The sequence below is a fragment of the Stenotrophomonas sp. C-A genome (assembly GCF_054030835.1).
Genome location: NZ_CM132916.1, coordinates 4,083,480 through 4,110,009 on the forward strand (window position 1 = coordinate 4,083,480; position 26,530 = coordinate 4,110,009).

General features: G+C 65.9%; 26 protein-coding genes. 8 read left to right on the forward strand and 18 right to left on the reverse strand.

Annotated features, from left to right (window positions below; all coding sequences use genetic code 11):
- Nucleotides 1-23 precede the first annotated feature (23 nt).
- Both ACW5IY_RS18940 and ACW5IY_RS18945 read left to right on the forward strand, forming a co-directional pair.
- Nucleotides 24-1,004 (forward strand): glycosyltransferase, encoded by a 981-nt coding sequence (locus tag ACW5IY_RS18940; RefSeq protein WP_457326844.1) that lies wholly within the window; start codon nucleotides 24-26, stop codon nucleotides 1,002-1,004.
- Nucleotides 1,001-1,384, forward strand: coding sequence for a GtrA family protein (locus tag ACW5IY_RS18945; RefSeq protein WP_049435860.1), 384 nt, complete (start codon nucleotides 1,001-1,003; stop codon nucleotides 1,382-1,384). The genes ACW5IY_RS18940 and ACW5IY_RS18945 overlap by 4 nt, the downstream gene beginning before the upstream one ends.
- A gap of 204 nt (nucleotides 1,385-1,588) precedes the next feature.
- On the opposite strand, the gene ACW5IY_RS18950 is transcribed toward ACW5IY_RS18945, so the two are convergent.
- From ACW5IY_RS18950 to ACW5IY_RS18990, 9 genes are all read right to left on the reverse strand, one after another.
- Nucleotides 1,589-2,011: a F0F1 ATP synthase subunit epsilon gene (locus ACW5IY_RS18950; protein ID WP_005419509.1), complete on the reverse strand. Its 423-nt coding sequence runs from the start codon at nucleotides 2,009-2,011 to the stop codon at nucleotides 1,589-1,591.
- 113 nt (nucleotides 2,012-2,124) lie between these two features.
- Nucleotides 2,125-3,531 carry a F0F1 ATP synthase subunit beta gene (gene atpD, locus ACW5IY_RS18955; RefSeq protein ID WP_032129045.1) on the reverse strand — a complete coding sequence of 469 codons (1,407 nt, stop codon included), beginning with the start codon at nucleotides 3,529-3,531 and terminating at the stop codon, nucleotides 2,125-2,127.
- A 38-nt stretch (nucleotides 3,532-3,569) separates the two neighbouring features.
- Nucleotides 3,570-4,433 carry a F0F1 ATP synthase subunit gamma gene (gene atpG, locus ACW5IY_RS18960; protein WP_049435859.1) on the reverse strand — a complete coding sequence of 288 codons (864 nt, stop codon included), beginning with the start codon at nucleotides 4,431-4,433 and terminating at the stop codon, nucleotides 3,570-3,572.
- 83 nt (nucleotides 4,434-4,516) lie between these two features.
- Complete coding sequence (gene atpA / locus ACW5IY_RS18965; protein ID WP_032129047.1) at nucleotides 4,517-6,064, reverse strand: F0F1 ATP synthase subunit alpha; 1,548 nt, start codon at nucleotides 6,062-6,064, stop codon at nucleotides 4,517-4,519.
- Nucleotides 6,065-6,108: 44 nt separating this feature from the next.
- Nucleotides 6,109-6,636, reverse strand: a complete 528-nt coding sequence (locus ACW5IY_RS18970; RefSeq protein WP_032129048.1) for a F0F1 ATP synthase subunit delta — start codon at nucleotides 6,634-6,636, stop codon at nucleotides 6,109-6,111.
- Between the two features lie 2 nt (nucleotides 6,637-6,638).
- Nucleotides 6,639-7,109: a F0F1 ATP synthase subunit B gene (locus tag ACW5IY_RS18975; RefSeq protein ID WP_005419512.1), complete on the reverse strand. Its 471-nt coding sequence runs from the start codon at nucleotides 7,107-7,109 to the stop codon at nucleotides 6,639-6,641.
- Between the two features lie 106 nt (nucleotides 7,110-7,215).
- Nucleotides 7,216-7,521, reverse strand: coding sequence for a F0F1 ATP synthase subunit C (gene atpE, locus ACW5IY_RS18980; RefSeq protein WP_005411133.1), 306 nt, complete (start codon nucleotides 7,519-7,521; stop codon nucleotides 7,216-7,218).
- A 73-nt stretch (nucleotides 7,522-7,594) separates the two neighbouring features.
- Entirely contained in the window at nucleotides 7,595-8,395 is an 801-nt protein-coding gene (gene atpB, locus ACW5IY_RS18985) for a F0F1 ATP synthase subunit A (protein WP_019338861.1), read from the reverse strand.
- Between the two features lie 30 nt (nucleotides 8,396-8,425).
- Nucleotides 8,426-8,791, reverse strand: coding sequence for a hypothetical protein (locus tag ACW5IY_RS18990; RefSeq protein WP_006394654.1), 366 nt, complete (start codon nucleotides 8,789-8,791; stop codon nucleotides 8,426-8,428).
- Nucleotides 8,792-9,250: 459 nt separating this feature from the next.
- On the opposite strand from ACW5IY_RS18990, the gene ACW5IY_RS18995 reads away from it, so the two are divergent.
- Nucleotides 9,251-10,069, forward strand: coding sequence for a hypothetical protein (locus tag ACW5IY_RS18995; protein ID WP_049435856.1), 819 nt, complete (start codon nucleotides 9,251-9,253; stop codon nucleotides 10,067-10,069).
- 453 nt (nucleotides 10,070-10,522) lie between these two features.
- On the opposite strand, the gene lpdA is transcribed toward ACW5IY_RS18995, so the two are convergent.
- The 3 genes from lpdA to ACW5IY_RS19010 all read right to left on the reverse strand — a co-directional run bounded on the left by lpdA (nucleotide 10,523) and on the right by ACW5IY_RS19010 (nucleotide 14,834).
- On the reverse strand, nucleotides 10,523-12,331 hold the full coding sequence (gene lpdA / locus ACW5IY_RS19000; protein WP_049435854.1) for a dihydrolipoyl dehydrogenase: 1,809 nt from the start codon (nucleotides 12,329-12,331) through the stop codon (nucleotides 10,523-10,525).
- Between the two features lie 107 nt (nucleotides 12,332-12,438).
- Nucleotides 12,439-14,151 carry a dihydrolipoyllysine-residue acetyltransferase gene (aceF, locus tag ACW5IY_RS19005; protein WP_049435852.1) on the reverse strand — a complete coding sequence of 571 codons (1,713 nt, stop codon included), beginning with the start codon at nucleotides 14,149-14,151 and terminating at the stop codon, nucleotides 12,439-12,441.
- A gap of 167 nt (nucleotides 14,152-14,318) precedes the next feature.
- Nucleotides 14,319-14,834, reverse strand: a complete 516-nt coding sequence (locus tag ACW5IY_RS19010) for a DNA-deoxyinosine glycosylase (RefSeq protein ID WP_049435935.1) — start codon at nucleotides 14,832-14,834, stop codon at nucleotides 14,319-14,321.
- Between the two features lie 186 nt (nucleotides 14,835-15,020).
- On the opposite strand from ACW5IY_RS19010, the gene ACW5IY_RS19015 reads away from it, so the two are divergent.
- From ACW5IY_RS19015 to glpK, 3 genes are all read left to right on the forward strand, one after another.
- Nucleotides 15,021-15,656 carry an OmpW/AlkL family protein gene (locus ACW5IY_RS19015; RefSeq protein WP_010481310.1) on the forward strand — a complete coding sequence of 212 codons (636 nt, stop codon included), beginning with the start codon at nucleotides 15,021-15,023 and terminating at the stop codon, nucleotides 15,654-15,656.
- Between the two features lie 245 nt (nucleotides 15,657-15,901).
- Nucleotides 15,902-17,386, forward strand: coding sequence for a glycerol-3-phosphate dehydrogenase (glpD, locus tag ACW5IY_RS19020; protein ID WP_049435848.1), 1,485 nt, complete (start codon nucleotides 15,902-15,904; stop codon nucleotides 17,384-17,386).
- Nucleotides 17,387-17,488: 102 nt separating this feature from the next.
- Nucleotides 17,489-18,988, forward strand: coding sequence for a glycerol kinase GlpK (gene glpK / locus ACW5IY_RS19025; protein WP_049435846.1), 1,500 nt, complete (start codon nucleotides 17,489-17,491; stop codon nucleotides 18,986-18,988).
- A 100-nt stretch (nucleotides 18,989-19,088) separates the two neighbouring features.
- On the opposite strand, the gene ACW5IY_RS19030 is transcribed toward glpK, so the two are convergent.
- Together ACW5IY_RS19030 and ACW5IY_RS19035 are read right to left on the reverse strand one after the other, a co-directional pair.
- Nucleotides 19,089-19,883 carry a MetQ/NlpA family ABC transporter substrate-binding protein gene (locus tag ACW5IY_RS19030; RefSeq protein WP_010481303.1) on the reverse strand — a complete coding sequence of 265 codons (795 nt, stop codon included), beginning with the start codon at nucleotides 19,881-19,883 and terminating at the stop codon, nucleotides 19,089-19,091.
- Nucleotides 19,884-19,909: 26 nt separating this feature from the next.
- The gene (locus ACW5IY_RS19035) at nucleotides 19,910-20,881 is read right to left on the reverse strand and encodes a helix-turn-helix transcriptional regulator (RefSeq protein WP_049435845.1); all 972 of its coding nucleotides are present in this window, start codon (nucleotides 20,879-20,881) and stop codon (nucleotides 19,910-19,912) included.
- An 81-nt stretch (nucleotides 20,882-20,962) separates the two neighbouring features.
- On the opposite strand from ACW5IY_RS19035, the gene ACW5IY_RS19040 reads away from it, so the two are divergent.
- Nucleotides 20,963-21,565 (forward strand): LolA family protein, encoded by a 603-nt coding sequence (locus ACW5IY_RS19040; RefSeq protein WP_049435843.1) that lies wholly within the window; start codon nucleotides 20,963-20,965, stop codon nucleotides 21,563-21,565.
- Between the two features lie 107 nt (nucleotides 21,566-21,672).
- Entirely contained in the window at nucleotides 21,673-22,449 is a 777-nt protein-coding gene (locus ACW5IY_RS19045; protein WP_010481298.1) for a DUF481 domain-containing protein, read from the forward strand.
- A gap of 117 nt (nucleotides 22,450-22,566) precedes the next feature.
- On the opposite strand, the gene hemC is transcribed toward ACW5IY_RS19045, so the two are convergent.
- The 4 genes from hemC to ACW5IY_RS19065 form a co-directional block, all read right to left on the reverse strand.
- Nucleotides 22,567-23,478 carry a hydroxymethylbilane synthase gene (hemC, locus tag ACW5IY_RS19050; RefSeq protein ID WP_049435842.1) on the reverse strand — a complete coding sequence of 304 codons (912 nt, stop codon included), beginning with the start codon at nucleotides 23,476-23,478 and terminating at the stop codon, nucleotides 22,567-22,569.
- 570 nt (nucleotides 23,479-24,048) lie between these two features.
- Nucleotides 24,049-24,780, reverse strand: a complete 732-nt coding sequence (locus ACW5IY_RS19055; protein WP_010481294.1) for a LytR/AlgR family response regulator transcription factor — start codon at nucleotides 24,778-24,780, stop codon at nucleotides 24,049-24,051.
- A 10-nt stretch (nucleotides 24,781-24,790) separates the two neighbouring features.
- The gene (locus tag ACW5IY_RS19060) at nucleotides 24,791-25,834 is read right to left on the reverse strand and encodes a sensor histidine kinase (RefSeq protein ID WP_049436946.1); all 1,044 of its coding nucleotides are present in this window, start codon (nucleotides 25,832-25,834) and stop codon (nucleotides 24,791-24,793) included.
- A gap of 3 nt (nucleotides 25,835-25,837) precedes the next feature.
- On the reverse strand, nucleotides 25,838-26,497 hold the full coding sequence (locus ACW5IY_RS19065; protein ID WP_100049967.1) for an alpha/beta hydrolase: 660 nt from the start codon (nucleotides 26,495-26,497) through the stop codon (nucleotides 25,838-25,840).
- Between the last annotated feature and the right edge of the window lie 33 nt (nucleotides 26,498-26,530).

Here is a 26,530-nt window from a genome sequence, read left to right on the forward strand (position 1 = left end):
ACGACTCGCAGCACATCGCAGTGGTGATCCCGTGCTATCGCGTCCGCACGCATACCCTGCAGTTCATCGCTGGCATCGGACCGGAAGTCGGCCGGATCATCGCCGTCGATGATGCTTGTCCCGAGGCGAGCGGCGCCTGGATTCGCGCACACTGCACCGATCCGCGCGTCATCGTGGTCCAGCACGAGCAGAACCAGGGAGTGGGCGGTGCCACGCTGACCGGCTACCACCACGCGCTGCAGGCATCTGCCCATGTGGTGGTCAAACTCGATGGCGACGGGCAGGTGGATGCCGGTCTGCTTCCCCGCTTTGCCAACCCACTTCTGTCCGGTCACGCGGACTACGCCAAGGGCAACCGTTTCCATCGCGTCGGCTTCGTGCGCGGCATGCCTTGGGTGCGCCTGGCAGGCAATGCGGCGCTTTCGTTCATGACCAAGCTGTCCAGCGGATACTGGCGGATCTCTGATCCGACCAACGGCTATACGGCGATCCGCAGTGAAGTACTGTACGGGCTGGAGCTCGAGGGGATCGCAAAGCGCTATTTCTTCGAATCGGACCTGCTGTATCACCTCAACCAAGTGCGTGCTGTGGTGATCGATGTGCCGATGCGCGCCGGCTATGAAAACGAGACCAGCAGCCTGAGCCCGTTACGCATCCTTGGCCCTTTCCTGCTGGGGCATCTGCGTATTGCACTGCGTCGCCGGTTTTACAGCTACGGCATACGCAGCTTCTCGCAGGCCCGCGTAGAACTGCTGCTTGGCAGCGTTCTACTGGCTGGCGGCGGCATATTTGGCCTGTGGTGGCGGTGGTGCCTCTCCGCCGACAGTGGTGTACCGGCCACTGCGGGTACCGTGATGATCGCCGGCCTGCCCATCATCATGGGCATGCAGATGCTGTTGTCCTGGCTCAATTTCGATGAAGCCAGCGAACCGCTGCAACCCGTGCATCGTCTGCTTGGCGTCGAACAGGACTTGCGCAGCGTGATCAGGAAACCTCGGCAATGACCCTCCTGCGCCAGGGTAGCGCATACATCGTCATCGGCCTGGTGCAGCTGCTGCTGGACTGGCTGGTGTTCGTGGGAAGCACCACACTCGGGCTGTCGGTCGCTCCTGCCAACATCGTCGGCCGTTTGGCCGGCATGCTGCTCGGCTTCTGGCTCAACGGCCGCTATACCTTTGCTGACGCCGGCCAACAGCGCCTGGGCTGGAAGCGCTTCGCGCGCTTCTTCCTGCTTTGGATTCTGCTCACAGCGACCAGCACCCTGCTGGTGACGGTGGTCGACCTTGGGTTGGGGCTGCAGTACGCGTGGCTCGCCAAGCCGCTGGTGGAAGGCGGCCTGGCCCTGGTGACATTCGTGCTGCTGCGGCACGTCGTGTACCGCTGACCGGATTCATTGACGACCATCGTCACCGGCCAGATGCATGCTCAATCCCACGCGCCACAACTCAGCGGGCTGTAGCGCGACAGCGTCTGATGGCTGCCTGCTCCGGGCATGCGGCAGCGGAAAACAAACAAAAACGCCGGCATGGCAGCCGGCGTTCCTGCACTCCCCCATGCCTTGCAGGCAGAGGTGTCACCTCGGCACAGTTCAGTGCTTGAGGTTCTTGCGCAGGCGTTCCAGGGCCTGCAACTGGACGACGGCTTCGGCCAGCTTCTGCTGGGCTTCAGCCACTTCCATCGCCTCGCCGCGGTTGGCCAGGATGCGCTCGGCTTCTTCCTTGGCCTTGCGGACCGAGGCTTCGTCGATGTCCTGCGCGCGGATCGCGGTGTCGGCCAGCACGGTCACCACCTGCGGCTGCACTTCCAGGATGCCGCCGGAAATGGCGAAATCCAGCTGCTCGCCGTTCGGCGTGGTCACCACCACCTTGCCCGGCTTCAGGCGGGTGATCAGCGGCGCGTGCTTGGGCGCGATGCCCAGTTCGCCCAGCTCACCGGTGGCCACGACCAGGGTCGCTTCGCCACGGAAGATTTCCTGCTCGGCGCTGACGATGTCGCAACGGATCGTGCTCATGCAAATCTCTTCGCTGTTCGCGGCGGCGCAATGCCACCGTGGGAGTCCACCGGCGCGGGCGGTTGCCCGGCGCCGGCGTCAGGTCGGGCAGGATCGCTCCCGCCCGTCCCGGATCAGGCCTTCTCGGCCATCTTCTTGGCCTTTTCGACCGCTTCTTCGATGCCGCCGACCATGTAGAACGCCTGCTCCGGCAGGTGGTCGTACTCGCCATCGACGATGGCCTTGAAGCCACGGATGGTGTCCTTCAGCGGCACGTACTTGCCCGGCGAACCGGTGAACACTTCAGCCACGTGGAACGGCTGGCTGAAGAAGCGCTCGATCTTACGGGCGCGCGACACGGCCTGCTTGTCCTCTTCGGACAGTTCGTCCATGCCCAGGATCGCGATGATGTCCTTCAGTTCCTTGTACTTCTGCAGGGTCTGCTGGACGCGCTGGGCGGTGTCGTAGTGCTCGTGGCCGATGACCAGCGGGTCCATCTGGCGGCTGGTGGAGTCCAGCGGATCGACGGCCGGGTAGATACCCAGCGAGGCGATCGAACGCGACAGGGTGACGGTCGAGTCCAGGTGGGCGAAGGTGGTCGCCGGCGACGGGTCGGTCAGGTCGTCCGCGGGAACGTAGACGGCCTGGATCGAGGTGATCGAACCGTTCTTGGTCGAGGTGATGCGCTCCTGCAGGACGCCCATTTCCTCGGCCAGGGTCGGCTGGTAACCCACGGCGGACGGCATACGGCCCAGCAGTGCCGACACTTCGGTACCGGCCAGGGTGTAGCGGTAGATGTTGTCGACGAACAGCAGAACGTCCTTGCCCTTGCCGTTTTCGTCCTTCTCGTCGCGGAAGTACTCGGCCATGGTCAGGCCGGTCAGGGCGACGCGCAGACGATTGCCCGGCGGCTCGTTCATCTGGCCGTACACCATCGCCACCTTGTCCAGGACGTTGGAGTCCTTCATTTCGTGGTAGAAGTCGTTGCCCTCACGGGTACGCTCACCCACGCCGGCGAACACGGACAGACCGCTGTGCGCCTTGGCGATGTTGTTGATCAGTTCCATCATGTTGACGGTCTTGCCGACGCCGGCGCCGCCGAACAGGCCGACCTTGCCGCCCTTGGCGAACGGGCACATCAGGTCGATGACCTTGATGCCGGTTTCCAGCAGTTCGGTGGCCGGGGACTGGTCTTCGTACGACGGGGCCGCACGGTGGATTTCCCAGCTGTCGCTGGCGGCCACCGGGCCGGCTTCGTCGATCGGACGGCCGAGCACGTCCATGATGCGGCCCAGGGTGCCAGCGCCGACCGGCACGGAGATGCCGCGGTCGGTGTTGGTGGCAACCAGGTTGCGCTTCAGGCCGTCGGTGGAACCGAGGGCGATGGTACGCACCACGCCGTCGCCCAGCTGCTGCTGGACTTCGAGGGTGATTTCGGTGTTGTCGACCTTCAGTGCGTCGTACACCTTCGGCACCGACTCACGCGGGAATTCGACGTCGACGACCGCGCCGATGATCTGAACGATCTTGCCCTGACTCATTGCTGCATCCTCTAAATGTGTGCTTTGAACGAACGCGGTCAGACTGCTGCCGCGCCGCCGACGATTTCGGAGATTTCCTGGGTGATCGCTGCCTGGCGTGCCTTGTTGTAGACCAGCTGCAGCTCACCGATCAGCTTGTTGGCGTTGTCGCTCGCCGCCTTCATCGCGACCATGCGTGCAGCATGTTCGGAGGCAACGTTTTCCAGCAGCGCCTGGTACACCAGCGACTCGATGTAACGCGTCATCACGTGCTCCAGCACGGTCGCGGCATCGGGTTCGTACAAGTAATCCCAGTCGTGGTGAGCGACCTGCTTCTCAGCCGGCGGCAGCGGCAGCAGCTGATCGAAGCTGGCCTTCTGCGTCATGGTGTTCACGAAGCGGTTGTAGACCAGGTACACGCGGTCGACCTTGCCTTCGGTGAAGGCGTCGAGCATGACCTTGATCACACCGATCAGCGATTCCAGCTTCGGCACATCGCCGATGTGGGTCACGCTACCGACCATGTTGACCTTCACGCGGCGGAAGAAGGTCGATGCCTTCTGGCCGATGGTCACCAGGTCCACTTCCGCACCCTTGTCCTGCCATGCCTTGGCTTCGCCCAGCATCTTGCGGAACAGGTTGTTGTTCAGGCCGCCGGCCAGGCCGCGATCGGAGGAGATCACGATGAAACCGACCCGCTTGACCTGCTCGCGCTCGACCAGGAACGGATGCTGGTAGTCGGTGCTGGCCTGGGCCAGGTGACCGATCACCTGCTTCATCGCCTGCGCGTACGGACGCGAGGTCTTCATCCGATCCTGCGCCTTGCGGATCTTGGAGGCCGAGACCATTTCCAGGGCGCGCGTCACCTTGCGGGTGTTCTGCACGCTCTTGATCTTGGTTTTGATTTCGCGTCCGCTTGCCATCTCTTGTTTCCCGTGGCGCGGGGCTGTTGCCCCGCGTTGTTCAACCGTTTGAGCGGGGCGAGCCCCGCTCTACGAGCGCTGGATTACCAGCTGCCGGTGGTCTTGAACTCGGCGATGCCCTTCTTGAAGGCACCTTCGATGTCGTTGTCCCAACCGCCGGTGGCGTTGACCTTGCTGACCAGTTCGCCCTGGGTGTTGGCGAAGTGGGCGTGCAGGCCTTCTTCGAACGCCAGCAGCTTGTTGACCGGCACGTCGTCGAGGTAACCCTCGTTGACGGCGTAGATCGACAGCGCCTGGTTGGCGATCGACATCGGCGCGTACTGCTTCTGCTTCATCAGCTCGGTGACGCGCTGGCCACGCTCCAGCTGCTTGCGGGTCGCTTCGTCCAGGTCCGAGGCGAACTGCGCGAACGCAGCCAGCTCACGGTACTGGGCCAGCGAGATACGGATGCCGCCCGACAGCTTCTTGATGATCTTGGTCTGGGCCGAGCCACCGACGCGCGACACCGAGATACCGGCGTTCACGGCCGGGCGGATGCCGGCGTTGAACAGGTCGGTTTCCAGGAAGATCTGGCCGTCGGTGATCGAGATCACGTTGGTCGGAACGAAGGCGGACACGTCGCCGGCCTGGGTTTCGATGATCGGCAGCGCGGTCAGCGAACCGGTCTTGCCGGTGACCTTGCCTTCGGTGAACTTCTCGACGTATTCCTCGGACACGCGGGCAGCGCGCTCGAGCAGGCGGGAGTGCAGGTAGAACACGTCACCCGGGTAGGCTTCACGGCCCGGCGGGCGCTTCAGCAGCAGCGAGATCTGGCGGTAGGCAACGGCCTGCTTGGACAGATCGTCGTACACGATCAGCGCGTCTTCGCCGCGGTCCATGAAGTACTCACCCATGGTGCAGCCCGAGTAGGCGCTGATGTACTGCATGGCAGCCGATTCGGAAGCGGTCGCGGCCACCACGATGGTGTGGGCCAGCGCGCCGTTCTCTTCCAGCTTGCGCACGATGTTGGCGATGGTCGAAGCCTTCTGGCCGATCGCAACGTACACGCACTTGATGCCGGTGCCCTTCTGGTTGATCACCGCATCGATCGCCATCGCGGTCTTGCCGGTCTGGCGGTCACCGATGATCAGCTCGCGCTGGCCACGGCCGATCGGGATCATCGAGTCGACCGACTTGTAACCGGTCTGCACCGGCTGGTCGACCGACTTGCGCCAGATCACGCCCGGAGCAACGCGCTCCACCGGAGCGGTCAGGTCGGTGCCCAGCGGGCCCTTGCCGTCGATCGGCTCGCCGAGCGCGTTGACAACGCGGCCCAGCAGTTCCGGACCGACCGGCACTTCCAGGATGCGGCCGGTGGTCTTGGCGACGTCGCCTTCGCGCAGGTTTTCGTAGTCACCCAGGACCACGGCGCCGACCGAGTCGCGCTCCAGGTTCAGGGCCAGGGCGAAGGTGTTGTTCGGCAGTTCGATCATTTCGCCCTGCATCACGTCGGCCAGACCGAAGATGCGCACGATGCCGTCGGACACGCTGGTCACGGTGCCTTCGTTGCGCGATTCCGCGGCCAGCTTGACCTTCTCGATGCGGTTCTTGATCAGTTCGCTGATTTCGGAGGGGTTGAGCGTGGTTGCCATCGTCAAGTCCTAGTGCCGGCAGCGGGGCCGGACGTTAAATGAATTCAGTTAGCGAGCGCGGTCTGCAGACGGGCCAGCTTGCCCTTCAGCGAACCATCGATGACCACGTCGCCGGCGTCGATCACGGCGCCGCCGATCAGCGAAGCATCGACCGCGGTGGTCACGTCGACCTCGCGGTTGAAGCGCTTGCGCAGCGCAACCTTGATCGCGTCCAGCTCTCCGGCCGACAGCTCGGAAGCCGAGGTCACCGTGGCCTTGACCACGTGCTCGGCTTCGGCGCGCAGGGCGTCGAACATGCCGGAGATTTCCGGCAGCAGCGGCAGACGATGCGATTCGGCCAGGATGGCCAGGAAGCGCGAGTAGGTCTCGCCGTGGGACACCGGCGCCAGCAGGGCGACGGCGTCGTCACGGCCCAGCTCCGGGTTGGCGAGCAGGGCCGCCACGCGCGGATCGGCGGCGACGTGGGCGGAGAACGCCAGGGCGTCCGACCACGGCGCGAACGCACCTTCGTCGCGCGCGGTCGCGAACGCGGCGCGGGCGTACGGGCGGGCAAGCGTGAGGGCCTGGCTCATCCTTAGATCTCCGAGGCCAGCTCGTCGAGCAGCGCCTTGTGGGCGTTGGCGTCGATTTCGCGCTTGAGCAGCTTTTCGGCACCGGTCACGGCCAGCGCGGACACCTGCTTGCGCAGATCTTCACGGGCACGGTTGGCGGCGGCGTCGATTTCAGCCTGGGCCAGTTCCTTCTGACGGGTGGCTTCGGTGATCGCTTCGTTACGGGCAGCATCAACGATCTGATTGGCACGTGCGTGGGCCTGATCGATGATCTCGTTGGCCTTGGTGCGTGCTTCCTTCAGCGCTTCGTTGACCTTCTCCTGCGCCTGGGCCAGGTCTTTCTGGCTGCGGTCGGCAGCAGCGAGGCCTTCAGCAATCTTCTGCTGGCGCTCTTCGATCGCGTTCATCAGCGGCGGCCAGATCTTGGTCGCGATGATCCAGATCAGACCAGCGAAGGCGAGCGCCTGCGCAAGAAGGGTGAAATTGATATTCATGGTTAGCTCGATCGCTGGTTTCGGGGTGGACGTGCCGCCGAAGCGGCACATCCGGCCTTCATCCGAAACCGGGTGCATCAGCACCCGGTCGTCTCAAACCGCTGTATCAGCCGGCCAGAGCCTTGGTGACGGCGCCAGCGAAGGCAGCCGACAGCGGGTTGGCGAAGGCCAGCAGCAGGCCGACGGCGACCGAGATGATGAACGCGGCGTCGATCAGGCCGGCGGTGATGAACATGCGGACCTGCAGGACCGGGATCAGTTCCGGCTGGCGGGCGGCCGACTCCAGGAACTTACCAGCCATGATGGCCAGACCCAGACCGGCGCCCAGCGCGGCCAGGCCGATCATGATGCCGACGGCAAGGGCGGTGGAGCTCTGAATCTGCGCGAAGTTGGTCAGGACGGCGAAGTACATGGTTATCTCCAGGAACTTAAGTTGCTAAGGGTGATGAAACGGATGAAGGTTGAAACGCGTTGAAGCTTGAAACTCAGTGAGCGTCTTCCGACAGGCTCAGGTACACGATCGACAGCATCATGAAGATGAAGGCCTGCAGCGGGATCACCAGCAGGTGGAACAGCATCCAGCCGAGGCCGAACACACCACCGGCAATGGCACCGAAGAAACCGGCACCACCCAGCACCCAGATCAGCAGGAACACGATTTCGCCGCCGAACATGTTGCCGAACAGTCGCATCGCCAGCGAGATCGGCTTGCTCAGCCACTCGACGATGTTGAGAATCAGGTTGAACGGCATCATCCACTTGCCGAAGGGCGCCGTCAGGAATTCCTTGATGAAGCCGCCCAGGCCCTTGGACTTGAGCGCGAAGAACAGCATCAGGAAGAACACGCTGATGGCCATGCCCAGGGTGGCGTTGACGTCAGCGGTCGGGACCGGCTTCCAGTAGTGCACGCCCACCCATTCCAGCGGCTTGGCGATGAAATCGGCCGGGATCATCTTCAGCAGATTCATCAGCAGAATCCAGAAGAAGATGGTGATGGCGATCGGCGTGACCAGCTTGCTCTTGCCGTGGTAGGTGTCCTTGGCCTGGCGGTCAACGAACTCCAGGCAGATTTCCACGAAGGCCTGCCACTTGCCCGGCACGCCGGCGGTGGCCTTGCGGGTGCCCAGCCAGAAGGCGACCACGATCACCAGGCCCATCAGGACCGCGGTGAGGAAGGTATCGACGTGGATATGCCAGAACATACCCTCGCCCTTGCCGACCGGAGCGGTCAGGTTCTGCAAGTGATGCTGGATGTAGCTGGTAGGGGTTAGAGCCTCGCCCGCCATGTGTCCGGAACCTTAGTTAATTGAATTCTGTCAACGCCTGGCCATGGCCAGGACCTGGAACATCAAGCCGACGGCGATACCGGCCAACAGCGCCAACGCAGGCAGCTTGAAGACCAGGAACCCCACCAGCAGGACGCCGAAAACCACGACCCACTTGGCCACGATCGCAATGATCAGGCGAGCCATCGCCGATCCTGCGGCCAGTGCCCCGCCGCCCAGTGCCATCCGTGCCGCCACCCAGCCACCGGCCGAAATGGCCACACCGGACGCCAGCGCGCCGAGGGCATACTTCGGACCTACCAGCAGGAAGGCCAGGGCCAGGACAGCCACCGCGGCCAGCGGGTAGACCGCGGCGCGCAGCATCAGTCGCCGACCCGCATCAACGGAGTTCAGCACAGGACGTCCCGCGTGGTTGCAAGTGGAGGGCTGAGGCGGCTACAGCAGGGGGGCCTCATCGAGCCGCCAAATTATAGCAATGGGACAATTTGCGAGACAACCGCTCCCTGTTCATCCCTGGAAGCCGCAAGTTGCGGTAACGGTTACATTTTTGCGCGCCACCCGGGGGACAATGACGTCCGCATGATGCTGCGGCGCAATATTGAACTTTGGTCGCATCCGGCGGAACTTTCGCCCAACGCACCGGTCCGATCTTTCGACCTGCCTGCAGCAACCTCGTCGACGCTTCGCCCCGCAGGTCCCACGATGGCCCCGAAGCCCGGCTCCGGGGCCATCTTTTTGCATCGTCGCGACAGCGCTGAACCGTACACATGCCATGGACCATACGTTCACGGATGGTGGACGGGCGCGTCCGGCACAGTGGTCTTCATTCTGATGAACCACTGCAAGGACTCTTCGATGCGCCCTGTACCCACCCTGCTCGCCCTCTCCCTGCTCGCCGTCGGCGCCTCGTTCGCCACTGCCGCCCACGCCGCTGAAGGCGACGACCGCTTCGCCCTGCGCCTGGGTGCGATGAACATCGACTCGGACAATACCCTCCGCGGCAAGACCAACGTCGCCGGCCAGGACATCGGCTTCTCCGAGGACTTCAAGCTGGGTGGCAAGGAGTGGGAGCCGCGCATCGACGGCATGTTCCGCATCAGCAACCGCCAGCGCCTGCTGTTCAACTACTTCAAGTACGACAAGGACCGCCGCGAGACCCTCGGCCAGGACATTTCCTTCGGTGACGTCAACGTGCCGTCGGGCAGCTTCGTAAAGGGCGAGCTGAAGTACCAGGTCGCCAGCCTGGTCTATGACTACTCGGTGGTGGACACCGACACCTTCGACCTCGGCCTGCAGCTGGGTGCCGAGTACGCCAAGGTGAGCACCAAGGCCTACGCCGATCTGGGCACCGTCTATGAAGGCCAGTTCCTCAACGAGAAGACCGACGGCGTGGCGCCGGTGGTCGGTGCGCGGCTGAGTTTCACCCCGTCCGAGAAGTGGATGATCACGCTGCAGGGCCAGTACCTCAACACGCGCTGGGGCAGCTTCGACGACTACAAGGGCGACCTGAGCCGCGCCAACGCCATCGTCGATTACCGCTTCACGAAGAACTTCGGCGTGTTCGCCGGCTATGACTGGTTCAAGCTGGACGCGGACAAGAAGGGCAGCGACGGCACCATCGGCCTGAAGCAGGAATTCAAGGGCCCGGTGGCCGGCGTCAGCTTCGTGTTCTGATCCCCCGCTCCTTCCACACGCTCTCTCTCCTGGCGCGGCCTCCGGAACATCGGGGCCGCGCTTTTTTGTGCTGTTTTTCCCTGCGTGCAGAAGCAAGAGCAGCTGGGTCGAGCGCTTGAGGGAGAGGGGGCTGGGTGCGAATGTCCCCCGGCGCCGGCCTGCGGCCGTCACCTCCTCCTTTACTTCGCACCCAGCCCCCTCTCCCTCCGCGTATCAGGCGTCCAGGCGGCCCAGGCAGTGGCTCTCGACTGTCCGCAAGCCGAGCCGCTGCGCGGGTGGCAGGCGTTTGGACAAAGTAAAGAAGGAGGCGACCGCCGCAGGCGGGCGACGGGGGACATTTGTCCAAATGCCTGCCACCCGCGCAGCGGCCCGAACGCTCGCAACGGCGTCGAACGAAGAAACAAAAAGCCCCGGCAGATGCCAGGGCTTTTCGTTCGCGAAGGCGCAGGCGCCTTACTTCTTCTTCGGCATGTACAGATCGGTGATCGTGCCGTCGTAGATTTCCGAGGCCATCGCCACCGACTCGCTCAGCGTCGGGTGCGCGTGGATGGTGTGGCCGATATCTTCGGCTTCCGCACCCATCTCGATGGCCAGGCCGATCTCGGCCAGCAGGTCACCGGCATGCACGCCGACGATGGCACCACCGATGATGCGGTGGGTCTCTTCGTCGAAGATCAGCTTGGTGAAGCCCTCGGTACGGCCGATGCCGATCGCGCGGCCACTGGCGGCCCACGGGAACTTGGCCACGCCGACCTTCAGGCCCTTGGCCTTGGCTTCGGTCTCGGTCACGCCGACCCAGGCGATTTCCGGGTTGGTGTAGGCCACCGACGGAATCACACGGGCCACCCACTCCTTCTTGTGGCCGGCAGCCACTTCGGCGGCCAGCTTGCCTTCGTGCGTGGCCTTGTGGGCCAGCATCGGGTTGCCGACGATGTCGCCGATGGCAAAGATGTGCGGCACGTTGGTGCGCATCTGGCGGTCGACCGGAATGAAGCCGCGGTCGGTGACCTGCACGCCGGCCTTTTCCGCATCGATCTTCCTGCCGTTCGGCGAGCGGCCCACGGCCACCAGCACGCGGTCGAAGGTGCCCTGCGCCAGCGCAGGCGCCTGGCCTTCCTCGGCAGCTTCGAAGGTGACGGTGATGCCCTTGGCATCGGCGGTGACGCCCGAGGCCTTGGTCTTCAGGTGCACTTCGATGCCCTGCTTCTTCAGGCGGTCGGCCAGCGGCTTGACCAGGTCCTTGTCGGCGCCCGGCATCAGCTGGTCCATGAACTCGACCACGGTGACCTTGCTGCCCAGCGCACCGTACACGGTGGCCATTTCCAGGCCGATGATGCCGCCACCGACGACCAGCAGCGAGCCCGGCACTTCGGCCAGCTCCAGCGCGTCGGTGGAATCCATCACGCGCTTGTCGTCCCACGGGAAGTTCGGCAGCTTCACCGCCTGCGAACCGGCGGCGATGATGCACTTCTGGAAGCGCAGCAGCTGGGTGCTGCCGTCAGCTGCGGTGATTTCCAGTTCGTTGGCGGAAACGAACTTGCCGACGCCCTGCACGTTGCGGACCTTGCGCTGCTTGGCCATGCCGGCCAAGCCCTTGGTCAGCTGGTTGACGACCTTTTCCTTGTACTGGCGCAGCTTGTCCAGGGTGATGGTCGGCTTGCCGAACTCGACGCCGAAATCACCGGCGTGGGCGACCTCGTCGATCACCGCAGCAGCATGCAGCAGTGCCTTGGACGGAATGCAGCCCACGTTGAGGCAGACGCCGCCGAGGCTGGCGTAGCGCTCGACCAGCACCGTATCCAGGCCCACGTCTGCGGCGCGGAACGCCGCCGTGTAGCCGCCCGGACCGGAGCCCAGCACAACCATCTCGCATTCGATGTCGGCCGGCTTGCCGCTGGACAGCGCCGGCTTCGGTGCGGCCGGTTCGGCCGGGGCGCGGTGCGACGGGGTCACCGGCGGCTTGCTGGCCGGAGCAGCTGCTGCCGGAGCCGGCGCAGCGGCCTTGGCCGGGGCTTCGGCGGCGCCTTCAGCGTCCAGCACCACGACCACGGCACCCTCGGACAGGGTGTCGCCCAGCTTGACCTTGATTTCCTTGACCACGCCGGCGGCCGAGGACGGCACTTCCAGGGTGGCCTTGTCCGATTCCAGGGTCACCAGACCCTGATCCTTCTTCACCGTGTCGCCAACGGCGACCAACACTTCAATCACCGGCACATCGCTGTAATCGCCGATGTCGGGAACCTTGACTTCAATCGTGGCCATGGTGGGTTTTCCTCGTGCCCGCCCGGCATGGCCGGCGGGCTGTCACTGCATCTGTTCACGCGGCCGCGCCAGGGGCTGCGGCCACACGGTGGGGGCGAAGCGGTGCCTTACAGCAGCACGCGGCGCATGTCGGCCAGTACCTGCGACAGGTACGTGGTGAAGCGTGCGGCCAGAGCGCCGTCGATGACGCGGTGGTCGTAGCTCAGCGACAGCGGCAGCATCAGCTTCGGTGCGAATTCCTTGCCGTTCCAGACCGGCTGGATGGACGACTTGGACACGCCGAGGATGGCCACTTCCGGTGCATTGACGATCGGGGTGAATGCGGTGCCGCCGATGCCGCCCAGCGAGCTGATCGAGAAGCAGCCGCCGCTCATGTCGGCCGGGCCCAGCTTGCCGTCGCGCGCCTTCTTGGCCAGTTCGCCGGTTTCCTGGGCGATCTGCACCACGCCCTTCTTGTCCACGTCGCGGATGACCGGCACCACCAGGCCGTTCGGCGTATCGGCGGCAAAGCCGATGTGGAAGTACTTCTTCAGGGTCAGGTTTTCACCGCTGGCATCGAGCGAGGCGTTGAATTCCGGGAACTTCTTCAGCGCCGCGGCGCTGGCCTTGATCAGGAAGGCGAGCATGGTCAGCTTGATGCCGGCCTTCTCGTTTTCCTTGTTCAGCGCCACGCGCAGGCCTTCCAGATCGGTGATGTCAGCCTGCTCGAACTGGGTGACGTGCGGGATCATGGCCCAGTTGCGGGCCAGGTTCGCACCCGAGATCTTCTTGATGCGCGACAGCGGCTGGACTTCGGTCTCGCCGAACTTGCTGAAGTCGACCTTCGGCCACGGCAGCAGGTTCAGGCCACCACCGGCAGCGACAGCAGCACCGCCGGCAGCCGGCACGCCACCGCTGAGTGCGGCCTTGACGAACTTCTGCACGTCACCCTTGGTGATGCGGCCCCCCTTCTCGGTGCCGTTGATCTGCAGCAGGTCCACGCCCAGTTCGCGGGCGAACACACGCACCGCCGGGGTGGCATACGGCACCTTGGCCGGCAGCACGCCATCGGCGTTGAACTGCACCGGCGGGCTGGACGGGGTACCGGCCGAGGCGATCTCACGGGCCGCCAGCTTGTCCGGCTGCGCCGGCACAGCGACCGGCTCGACCTTGGTGGCGGTCTCGGCGGCAGCCGGAGCGGCCGCAGCGGCCGCCTTGGTCGGCGCCGGTGCGGCAGCGCCCTCGGCTTCGATGATGGCGACCACATTGCCCTGCGACAGATTGTCGCCAACCTTGACCTTGATCTCCTTGACCACACCGGCCACCGACGACGGCACTTCCATGGTGGCCTTGTCGCTTTCCAGCGTGACCAGGCCCTGGTCCTTCTTGACCGTGTCGCCGACGGCGACCAGCACTTCGATGACCGGGATACCGGAGTAATCGCCGATATCCGGCACCAGCGCCTCCACCGCGCCACCGCTGGCGGCCGGGGCAGCCGGTGCAGCAGCGGCCGGAGCCGGCGCGCTCTGGGTAGCGGCAGCCGGGGCAGCGGCCTTGGCCGGTGCCGGAGCAGCAGCGGCCGGCTTGGCGGCTTCGCCTTCGGCCACTTCGATCAGCGCCACGACCTTGCCTTCGGACAGGCTGTCGCCGACCTTGACCTTCAGTTCCTTGACCACGCCAGCCACCGACGACGGCACTTCCATGGTCGCCTTGTCGCTTTCCAGCGTCACCAGGCCCTGGTCCTTCTTGACCGTGTCGCCGACGGCGACAAGCACCTCGATTACCGGGATATCGCTGTAGTCACCGATATCGGGGACAAGTGCTTCCTTGATTTCGGCCATGGGGATAACTCCGGCAATCTGGTGTAGGGAAACGTCTATTGTGCGGCCAGCGGGGGCCAGCGCCAACCGTTACAGGTGTTTTCAGTACTCACGCAGCCGGGACACGCTGTTGCTCATGGGTTGCGGCCGCGACCAGTCGGTAGCGTATTGTCCGGACGATGTCCGCTTCATGTCGCCAGTGCGTCGGCTACCGGCTGCCAGGCCTGGCGCAGCCGCGGCAGCGACCAGGCCGCGTTGGCCGGGCTGGTGGACGGCAGTGCCAGCAGCCTTGGCGGAGTCTCCAGGCAGGGCAGCACCCAACGCTGGAATGCCTTCAGCGAAGCGGCACCGTTGCAGCCGATCAGCTCCAGCTCAGGAAGCGAAGCGATCAATGCCGGCAGCGCATTGGGCACTTCCGTGCCACGCACGATGTCGGCATCCAGGCTGCCACGCCGCTCGCACTGGCCGATCACATCCCACAGGCCGATACCTGCCGCCTGTAGTGCCTGCAGTCGCTGCGCATAGGGCAGACCCGCGTCGAAGCCGCAGATATCGGCCAGCACAGGCCAGAAGCGATTGCGCGGATGCGCGTAGTAGCGCTGCTCCTGCAATGACGCAACGCCGGGCATCGAACCCAGCAGCAACACCCTGCACTTCGTGTTCACCTGCGCTTGCAGGCCGATGCACACCGTTGCTTCGCTCACATCTTCTCCAACTGCATGAATGTCGCCGAAGGCCGAAAAGCCCATGAAAACAGGCTTTTCGCTCCGGTCGCTGAACAAGGAAAACTATTTTTTAACGTGCGTCGGATTCGATTCATGTTGGGGCGACTACGGTGTGCTCGCCCCGCAACCGGGGGCCCAAAACAAGAAACATTAGGAGATACCCCCATGCGCTCCATCCGTATCCTGAGTCTCGCCTTGCTGACCTCCGCCGCCTTCGCGCCGGCCGCTTTCGCCCAGGACAGCAGCAGCACCGACACCGCTTCGGGCAAGCATTTTGCCGTTGTTGGCGGCATCTCGCTGCTGGAACCGAAGAACGACCCGATCACCGGCGTGAAGAAGACCGATGGTGGCCCGGCGCCGACCGTCAGCTTCAGCTACTACATCAACGACAACTGGGCTGTTGAACTGTGGGGCGCTGCCGACAAGTTCGACAACAAGTTCAAGGGCCCGGACAACGCCCGCCTGGGCTCGGTCGAGCAGCAGCCGATCGCGCTGAGCGGCCAGTACCACTTCGGCCAGGCTGACAACGTGTTCCGTCCGTTCGTGGGCGTGGGCTACTACCAGTCGAGCTTCAGCAACGAGAAGCTGGGCAACGGCGCTGACACCGACATCCGCTTCAAGGATGCCAAGGGCGTGATCGGCACCGTCGGTGTGGACATGAACATCAACTCCACCTGGTTCGCCCGTGCTGACGCCCGCTACATGCGTTCGCGCCCGGACGTGAAGGTGGGCGGCGAGAAGATCGGCGAAGCCAAGATGGATCCGTGGACCGTCGGCTTCGGCATCGGCGCCCGCTTCTGATCCAGGCTGCACCTGCTTCACTGATGTAGCGCGACGGGCCCTTCGGGGCCCGTCGTCGTTTCTGTCACCCGCGTTCCACCTGTAGAGCCGAGCCCATGCTCGGCGGCTTTTATGTAGAGTCGAGCCAAGCCCCTATCCCGAGTCAAGCGGCGGGCTCCGCGCGCATTGCGATGCGTTACGTTCAATGGCGCCCACGGTCAATGGTGGCGCGGCTCGGCTCTACATAAACAGGATGCGGAGGCACGATGCACGACGTCGACCTGCTGGTGATCGGTGGCGGCATCAACGGCGCCGGCATCGCCCGTGATGCCAGCGGCCGCGGCCTGCGCGTGCAGCTGTGCGAACAGCACGACCTGGCCGCGCATACCTCCAGTGCCAGCAGCAAACTGGTCCACGGCGGCCTGCGCTACCTGGAACAGGGCGAGCTGGGCCTGGTGCGCAAGGCGCTGGGCGAACGCGAGGTGGTTCGCCGGCAGGCGCCCCATCTGGTCCACCCATTGCGCTTCGTACTGCCGTGGGAACCCCACCTGCGTCCGCGCTGGATGCTGCGCGCGGGACTGTGGTTGTACGACCACCTGGGCCGGCGCAGCCCGGCATTTCCCGCCTCGCACTCCCTGGACCTTCAGCGTGATCCGCTCGGCCCTTGGCTCTCTCCGGACCTGCGGCAGGCCTTCAGCTACGCCGACGCGCAAGTCGATGACGCGCGCCTGGTGCTGCTCAACGCCCTGGACGCTGCCCAGCGTGGCGCGCAGGTACATGTGCGCAGCCGCTGCATCGAGCTGCGCCCTGTACAGGGCCATTGGCAGGCCGTGCTGGAATCTGCCGATGGACAGCATCATGTGACCGCGCGCGCCGTCGCCAATGCGGCCGGTCCATGGGCCGGCGGCCTGCTGGAGCAGATGGAGGCACGCAGCGGCGGCCCCTCACTGCGGCTGGTACAAGGCAGCCACATCGTGCTGCGCCGTCCCTGGCCCGACGACAGTGCGTGCCTGCTGCAGCAGCCCGATGGCCGCGTGGTGTTCCTGCTGCCCTTCGCCCACGATCATCTGCTGGTCGGCACTACCGACACCGACTACCGCGGCGATCCGGCACGCTGCAGCGTGCTGCCTTCCGAGGTGAGCTACCTGTGCGCGGCCGCCAACCGTTATCTGCGCGAGCCGATCACTGCGCAAGACGTGGCCTGGCAGTTCGCCGGCGTGCGCCCGTTGCTGGCCGACCCGGACCCGCGTGCGGCGAAGCTGAGCCGCGACTACCGACTTCAGCTGCAGTCCTACCCGGCACCGGCGCTGCATGTGCTGGGCGGCAAGCTGACCACCTACCGGGTGCTGGCCGAAGAAGCGCTGAACCTGCTGCGCCCTGCCCTGCCACAGATGGGACCGGCCTGGACGGCAGGTGGAGACCCGCTGCCGGGCAGCGACTGGGGTGACGCCGCACAGGCGCGCTCCCGCCTGCAGGCGCTGGCACCGTGGTTGCCCGAGGAAATCGCACGCCGCTGGGCCGGCGCCTACGGCAGCCGCAGCGCGGAGCTGCTGCATGGCCTGCAGGGTGTGAACGATCTTGGTGAGGACTTTGGCGGGGGCCTGCATGCGCGGGAAGTGGCTTTCCTGCGTGAGCACGAATGGGCCCTGGATGCCGAGGACGTGCTGTGGCGGCGGAGCAAGCTGGGGTTGCGGCTGGATGCGGCGCAGGTGGCGCGGCTGCAGGCGTGGATGGAGCAACCCACCCTGTAGAGCCAAGCCATGCTCGGCTGCGCTGTGCAAATGCAGCCGAGCATGGCTCGGCTCTACAGAGAGAAAGGTAAGTTACCCTGACCGTTCTACCGGAGACGCTGCATGACGCCCCGCTACGTGCTGGCCATCGACCAGGGCACCACCAGTTCGCGCGCGATCCTGTTCGACCGCGCTGGCGACATCGTCGGCAGTGCGCAGCGCGAGTTCGCGCAGATCTTTCCGCAACCGGGCTGGGTTGAGCATGACCCACGCGAGATCCTCACCAGCGTCTATGCCACGCTGACCGAACTGCTCAGCCGTGGTCAGATCGACCCGCGCCACATCGCCGCACTGGGCATCACCAACCAGCGCGAAACCACCGTGGTCTGGGACCGTGCCACCGGCCAGCCGATCCACAATGCCATCGTCTGGCAGTCGCGGCAGAGCCACGCCATCTGCGAGCGGCTGAAGTCCGACGGGCATGAAGCGCTGATCCGCGAGCGGACCGGCCTGCTGATCGATGCCTATTTCTCTGCGACCAAGGTGCGCTGGATCCTCGACCACGTGGAAGGTGCGCAGCAGCGCGCCGAGCGTGGCGAACTGCTATTCGGTACCATCGACAGCTGGCTGGTGTGGAACCTCAGCGGTGGCCAGGCGCATGTGACTGACTACAGCAACGCGGCGCGCACGCTGCTGTTCAACATCCACACGCTGGACTGGGATGACGACCTGCTGGCCCTGCTCGACATCCCGCGCGCGATGCTGCCGCAGGTGCGCGATTCCAGTTCGGTGTATGCGCACACCCGGCCACAGTTCTTCTTCGACCACCCGATCCCGATCGCCGGCATCGCTGGTGACCAACAGGCGGCGCTGTTCGGCCAGGCCTGCTTCCAGCCAGGCATGGTCAAGAACACTTATGGCACCGGCTGCTTCATGCTGATGCACACCGGCACGCAGGCGGTGCGTTCGCGCAACGGCCTGCTGACCACCATCGCCTGGGGCCTGGACGGGCGCGTGGAATATGCACTCGAAGGTTCGATCTTCATCGCCGGCTCGGTGGTGCAGTGGCTGCGCGACGGCCTGCGGATGATCGAGCGCGCCAGTGACAGCCAGGCGCTGGCCGCGCAGGTGCCCGACAGCGGCGGCGTCTATCTGGTTCCCGCCTTCGTCGGCCTGGGTGCGCCTTACTGGCGCAGTGATGTGCGCGGTGCGATGTTCGGATTGACCCGTGGCACCGGCAAGGCGCACTTCGTGCGCGCGGCACTGGAAGCGATGGCCTACCAGACCCGCGACGTGCTCGATGCGATGCAGTCCGATGCCGGTATCGCGCTGACCGAACTGCGCGCCGATGGCGGCGCGATCGGCAACGACTTCCTTGCCGGCTTCCAAGCCGACATCCTTGGGGTGCCACTGCTGCGGCCGCGGTTGACCGAGACCACTGCGCTGGGCGCGGCCTACCTGGCCGGGCTGGCGGTGGGGTTCTGGTCCAGCCGCGAACAGATCGCCGCGCAATGGGGCCTGGACCGGCGCTTCGAGCCACAGATGGACGTGGCCCGGCGTGAGAAACTGTATGCAGGATGGCAGCAGGCCGTTGCCGCCACCCTCGCCTTCCACGTCGACTGACTTTGTAGAGCCGAGCCATGCTCGGCTGCCGTTGGTGGGGCGCCGCAAAAAAGCAGAGCCGAGCATGGGCTCGGCTCTACAGGGACATTGGCGCCGGGAATCAGAACGCCGGCAGCACCGCGCCCTTGTACTTGGTCTCGATGAAGGCCTTCACCTGCGGGCTGGTCAGGGCCTTGGCCAGCTTCTGCACGCGGGCGTCGTCCTTGTTGTCCGGGCGCGCGACCAGGAAGTTCACGTACGGCGAGTCCTTGCTCTCGATCGCCAGTGCATCCTTGGTCGGGTTGAGACCGGCGTCCAGCGCGTAGTTGGTGTTGATCAGGGCCAGGTCGACCTGGTCCAGCACGCGCGGCAGCATCGCCGAGTCCAGCTCGCGGAACTTCAGGTTCTTCGGATTGGCGGTGATGTCACGCAGGGTCGACAGCGCGTTGGTCGGATCCTTCAGCTCGATCACGCCGGCCTTGTGCAGCAGGATCAGCGCACGGCTGTTGTTGCTCGGATCGTTCGGGATCACCACGTCGGCGCCTTCGCGCAGCTCGGCCAGCGACTTGATCTTGCGCGAGTACGCACCAAACGGCTCGATGTGCACGCCGATCACCTTCACCAGATCGGTCTTGCGGTCGCGGTTGTAGGCGTCCAGGTAAGGCTCGGTCTGGAAGTAGTTGGCGTCCACCTGCTTCTGCACCAGCTGGTCGTTGGGCTGCACGTAGTCGTTGAACACGCGCACGTCCAGGTCCACGCCTTCCTGCTTGAGGATCGGCTTGACCACTTCAAGGATCTCGGCATGCGGCACGGCCGTGGCGGCCACCACCAGCTTCTGCGAGGGCTCGCCGGACGTGCCGCAGGCGGTCAGGGCCAGCGCAGCGGCGAGCAGGGGCAGCAACAGGGTCTTCTTCATGGGCGGGAGGGTTCTCGGGGGGAGTGTCAGGAGTTGTCGTAGTTGCTCAGGGCGAGCTCAAGCAGCGCCTTGGCCTGCTCGCGCAGCATCACCGGTTCGACGATCTCGGCATCCGAGCCGTAGTGCAGCACGTCCATCAGCAGCTCGCGCGAGACACTGTACGGCACCTTCAGTTCATAGCGGCCGTCGGCCAGGAAGCGGCCCTGCTGCTTGGAATGCCAGTGCTCGTCGGCCACCCAGCGCGCGGCCTTGGCGCTGAACAGGATGGTCGCCCAGCCCTTCGGCGCGCCGGAGAAGATGCCGTAGCTGGCCCCCAGCTGCTCGTCCAGTTCGCTGTCGGCCACGTCACGGGCGGTGCTGTCGATCACCCGCGCCCTGTGGATACGGTCCACGGCAAAGCTGCGCAGCGCCTCGCGGTCATGGTCCCAGGCATCCAGGTACCAGTTGTCGCGGTAGTGGGTCAGGCGCTGCGGCGAAACGGTGCGCTTGGTCGGCTCGTCGGTGGAGCGGGCGCGGTACTCGAACGCCAGCTGGCGGCGCTCCAGCACCGCTGAAGCCACGCTGCGGAAGCTGCCTTCATCGAACTTGCGGCCACGGTGCGGAATCACCCGCACGCGGTCCACCGGCCAGCTGGAAACGCCAGCCTGGGCCGCCAGCAGGCTCTCGATGCGCTGCTGCAGCGGCGCCAGCACCGAGGACAGCACGCCGCCGCCGGTCCGCGCCAGCAGGTGCTGCGAGGCCAGCAGGGCATGCAGTTCCTCCGAGCTCAGCCACAGGCCGGGCAGCTCGAAGCGGTCGCTCTCGTCGGCCTGGTAACGGAAGCCGGCCTCGCCGTCGCCCTCGATCGGTGCCATCAGCGCGTCGCGCAGGAAGGCCAGATCGCGGTAGACGGTGGCACGGGAGCAACCGAGCTTGTCCTGCAGGGTCGCCACCGTCACCGGATAGCGTGCGGACTTGAGCAGACGATGCAGGGCGGTGATGCGTTCGTATCGGTCCATACCCCCGATTATGTCCGAGTCGCGGGTCTTGTGTGGGACGTTTGGGCTATCGTGGTCGCCCCCACCCCTCTGGAACACCCGATGCGCCGGTTGCCTGCCCTGTCCCTGCTGGCCTGCCTGCTGCTGGCCGCCTGTGATCGCGCGCCCGCGCCGGCCAGCACCGAAGCGCCCGTGCCGGCAGCGGATCCGGCGCAGGCGGTGCTGGAGGCCAGCCAGCGCTTCTCGGCCCTGCGCAGCTTCCACGCCGAACTGGAGGTGCTGGGTGCGCCGCAGCCGGTGCGCAGCGCCATGGACTTCGTCGCCCCCGACCGCTTCCGGGTGCAGACCCCGGCCGGTCCGCAGACGATCATCGGCGACACCATGTTCCTGCAGGCCGACGACGCGATCCGGCAGGTGCCGACCCCACCGGGCCTGCTCGAGCAATGGCGCAACCCGCTGCCGGCCGATGCCCTGCCCGCCGATCTGCAGGCCGAAGACCTGGGCAGCCAGTCGCTGGACGGGGTCGAGACACGTCACTACCGCCTGCGTGGCGCGCAGCCCGGCGAACGCCTGGAGTACTGGGTGGACGCGCAGGGCCTGCCGCGGCAGATCGTCCGCAGCGGCAGCAGCAATGGCCGCAGCTTCCAGCTGCGCCTGCGCTATTCGCGCTTCAACGACCCGGCATTGCGCGTCGATCTGCCCTGAATAGGCGATCGCGGCAACGTCTGCTGAAGAAACCGTTTGGATCGATTCGGACCGCCATCACGCTTCCAGTATCATCACCGGCTGTCAACCGCTTCGGAGAAGCCCCGATGTCCCTGCGCGTGTCCCTGCTGATCCCCCTGCTGCTGTGCGCACCGCTCGCGTATGCGCAGGATGCCTCCGAACTGGCGGCGATGTCCTCGCCGTGGAGCGGCAGTGGCGGCGAGCTCGGCTTCGCTTCGGCACGCGGCAACAGCAGCACCGAGAGCTTCAACGGCCGCCTGCGCCTGCGCTACACCGATGGCGACTGGGTGCACAGCATGGACCTGGCCGGCCTGCGTTCCAGCTCCAAGGTGATCGAGACCCGCGACGACGGCTCCACCAGCCGCCGCAACAACACCACCGCCAACCGCTACACCGGCAGTGCCGGCAGCGCGCTGCAACTGGGCGAGCACCGCCAGCTGACGGCCACGGTGCGTACCGAGCGCGATGACTTCGCCACCTACGACCGCCAGAGCTCGTTCGGTCTGGGTTACGGCACTCGCCTGTGGAACACCGAGCGTTTCTCGTTCGACGCGCAGATCGGCCCCGGTGTGCGCCGCACCCACAGCACCGAGGACGACCGCACCCGCACCGGCATGATCGGCCGCGGCCTGTTCGACATGAAGTACTCGCTGACCGACAACACCGACCTGGTCAACACCCTGCTGGTCGAATCGGGTTCCTACAACACCTTCGGCCAGAACGACTTCGGTGTTTCGGTGAGCATGAACGAACATCTGGCGCTGAAGGCCGGCTGGCAGGCGCGTTACAACAGTGACGTGGCCGAGGACAAGCGCAAGACCGATACGCTGACCACGATGAACGTGGTCTACAAGTTCAAATAAGCAGAACGGGCGCCGAGGGCGCCCGTTCTTCTTCCGGTAGTGCCGGCCGCTGGCCGGCAACTGCATTCAACTGGGCCACGAGGTTGCCGGCCAACGGCCGGCACTACCTGCGATGGCTCAGACGTTCAGCAGCTCGCCGGCGCCATCATCCAGCAGCATCTTCGCCACGCGCTGGCCCAGCGCTTCCGGGTCACTGGCCGGGCCCACCGCCTCGGCACGCACCGCACGGCCATCGCTGGCGCTGCCAACCAGCCCCTGCAGGTGCAGGTCGTCGCCCTGCCACTGCGCGATGGCCGCAACCGGCACGTGGCAGCTGCCATGCAACGCACGGTTCATCGCCCGCTCCGCCTCCACGCAGGCACGCGTGGCCGCGTCATCAAGCGGGGCAAACAACGCCATCAGGCGCGCATTGCCGCCATCGCACTCCACTGCCACCGCGCCCTGCGCCGGGGCCGGCAGCCACTGCGGCGGCTGCAGGCGCGCGACGATGCGCCCGCCCAGGCCCAGACGCTCCAGGCCGGCCACGGCCAGCACGATGGCGTCGTAGCCGCCGTTGTCGAGCTTGGCCAGGCGGGTGTTGACGTTGCCGCGCAGGTCCAGCAGCTCCAGGTCCGGGCGCAGCGCGCGCAGTTGGGCCTGACGACGCAGCGACGAGGTACCGACCCGCGCGCCGATCGGCAGCGCGTCCAGCGAGGCGTACAGATTGGAGACGAAGCCATCGGCGGGATCGTGGCGGGTCAGCATTGCCGGCAACGCGAACGGCGCGTCCAGTTCCATCGGCACATCCTTCAGCGAATGCACGGCGCAGTCGGCCTCGCCACGCAGCATGGCCAGCTCCAGTTCCTTCAGGAACAGGCCCTTGCCACCGATCGCGGCCAGCGAACGGTCGAGCACCTCGTCGCCGCGGGTGCTCATCGGCACCAGTTCCACATGCAGGCCGGGGTGGGCCTGGCGCAGGCGGTCGGCGACGTGTTCGCTCTGCCAGAGGGCGAGCGGGCTCTTGCGGGTGGCGATGCGGACGGTTTCCATCCGGTCATTATCGCGCCTATCGGCGGGATACGGCCAACGGCGGAGCCCCTCGTGGCTTGAAGCAGCAGCTGGGCTTGGCCGGTCGGGGTGGGCTGCGCAGGGGTCGCTGCAAGTACGTCCATGTAAGCTCGGTCGCCGCATCCATGCGGCTCACGCCCCTGCGCAGCCCACCCCGACCGGCCTCTGACAGCTTCCGTGTGCGTCAGCCACGGAAGATCAAAAGAAAAAAGAAAAAAGCAGAAGCAGAAGCAGAAGCCGTCGGCTTCCGGGGTCAGATCCCTTTTCCGCAGGAAAAGGGATCTGACCCCTCTTCCCCCCACCCGATAACAACAATGCCTTTGCCGTCCGACACGGGAAAAGCGAGAGGGTTGGGCCGGGGTGGGGTGGCGGGACCGTTGGCGCCATGGATGGCGCCATCGAGCTTACAGGGATGTACTTGCAGCGTGTCCCGCCACCCCACCCCGGCCCGACCCCGCACGTAGAAACACCGAGCCATGACCCGCTGTTGCTGTTGCCGTTGCTGTTGCTGTTGATCTCGAAGCAGTCGCGGCCGCAGGCCGCGCGGAACCCTCACAGATGCCGCAGTTCCTGCTTCAGCGTCGCCACGCAGCGGCGGCTCACTTCCAGCGGCTGCTTGCCATGCCGCAGCATCGCCTGCACCTGGCCGCCCGTGCCACGACGCAGCTCCACCAGTTCGTGGCGTGCCACCAGGCAATTGCGATGGATGCGGATGAAGCGACTGGCGAACTCTTCTTCCAGCGACTTCAGCGACTCCTCGATCAGGTCTTCGCCGCGTGCGTGGTGCACCACCACGTACTTCTCTTCGGCCTGCAGGTAGTGGATGTCGTCCAGCGGAATCAGGCGCAGGCTGCCGCGCAGGCGCGCGCACAGCATGCTGCGGGCCTGCTGCCCGCGGTGGTCCTGCGGCTGGCCGTCGCGGCCGGCCAGGAACGTGCGTGCGCGTGCGATCGCTGCAGCCAGGCGCTCGGCACGCACCGGCTTCATCAGGTAATCGATCGCTGCCGCTTCGAAGGCCGACAGTGCATGCGCGTCGTAGGCAGTGCAGAACACCACCGCCGGGCGTGGCTCGAAGCTGGCCAGGTGGCGGGCCGCTTCCAGGCCATCCAGCCCGGGCATGGCGATATCCAGCAGAACCAGGTCCGGCTGCAGCTCCGCGCACGCGTGCAGGGCCTGCTCGCCGTTGCCGGCCTCGGCCACCACATCCACGCCGTCCTGCGCGGCCAACAGGCTGCGCAGGCGCTCGCGCGCCAGCGGTTCGTCATCGGCGATGACTACCCTCACGATCGCTCCCTCACTGGATCGGCACTGTCACCTGGCAGGCATAGTAGCCCTCGCTCCAGCCAGCCGTCATCCGCGCGGCGCTGCCGAAGCGCCAGGCCAGCCGATGGCCGATGCTGTGCTGGGCATGGCCGGCACCGCGCGCCAGGGCCAGCCCGGGGGCCTGCGGATCGGGCGCCGGATTACGCACGCGGATCTGCAGCTCATTGCCCTCGCGCGCCAGCTGCAGCTCGATGGTGCCACCCTCGGGCAGCCGCGAGATGCCATGCAGCACGGCGTTCTCCACCAGCGGCTGCAGTACCAGGCGAGGCAGGGGAAGATCCCAGGGCAGTGGCTCGTCGCGCTGCCAGCGCACCTGCAGGCGCTCACCCAGTCGAAGTGATTCGATCGACAGATAGCGCTCGGCCAGCTCGCATTCGTCACGCAGGGTGGAATCGCCCTCGCCCGCCCCCAGCGCGGCACGGAACAGATCGGACAGGTCCAGCACCGCCCGCTCGGCCACCACCGGGTCGCGATGCAGCAGGCTGGCGATCAGGTTCATGCTGTTGAACAGGAAATGCGGGCGGATCCGCGCCTGCAGCGCGTCGGCCTGTGCGCGTGCGTTGGCCTGTACCTGCGCGGCCCAGCGATCACTCACATAGAAGTAGCGCAGTGCCAACGCCGTGATCAGCGCCGTCGTCGCGGCGCTGCCCAGCGTGAAGCGCCAGAAGCTGATGCCGCGGGCGAAGTTGTCGCCAAGCACCGCGTACAGGGCATGCACGATGCCCGCGCAGACCACCGCGATCAGCGTTGCCAGTGCGATGGCCGAGACCGCCCCCAGGACCTGTGGCAACCGCGACAACGCGTTCCGCAGCAGGCACAGGCTGGCCGTCACGGCCAGCGCCAGCCACAGCGCGAAACCACTGGCCGACAGCAGTTCGCCCACGGTCCAGTGGCGGCTGCCATCCGGGGCCAGGGCCAGCACCACCACCACCAGTTCGGCCAGGCCGAGCATCGCCGCCAGCCGCGGCAGGCGGCACAGTTCCGGCATCCAGGGCGGGGCGCTGGCCGCTGACATGGCTCAGGCGGCGCCCAGGCGTTCCTGCAACCAGTCACCCAGCGCCTGGATCTCTTCGGCGCAGACCTGGTGGGCCATCGGGTAGCTGTGCCATTCCACCTCCAGGCCCATCGCCTGCAGGGCCTGCGTGCTGTGTACGGCCACCGCCTGCGGAATCACCGGGTCGCTGCTGCCATGGGCCATGAACACCGGCACCTGCACCGCTCCGTCAACGCGCTTGGCGCTCTCGGCTTCCGGCAGGTAGGTGGACAGTGCGATCAGGCCAGCCAGTGGCGCGGTGCGCGACAGCGCGGCGGTCAGGATGATCGCGCCCCCCTGCGAGAAGCCGGCCAGGAAGATCTTCTCCGGTGCGATGCCGCGCTCGATCTCGCGCGCGATCAGCGCATCCAGCTGCACCACCGATTCCTGCACGCCGGCCATGTCGGCGCGCGAACGGAAATCCATGCCGACGATGTCGTACCAGCCACGCATTGGTACGCCGTTGTTGATCGTGATCGGCCGCACCGGTGCATGCGGGAACACGAAGCGCAGCGCCGGCCAATGCGGACGCACCAGCTCCGGCACGATCGGTGCGAAGTCGTGGCCGTCGGCGCCGAGGCCGTGCAGCCAGATCACCGACCACTGCGGCGAGACGCCGGTTTCCTGTTCCACCGTTTGCAGCATGATGCGGCTCCTTCAAGTTCGAGCCGCATTATG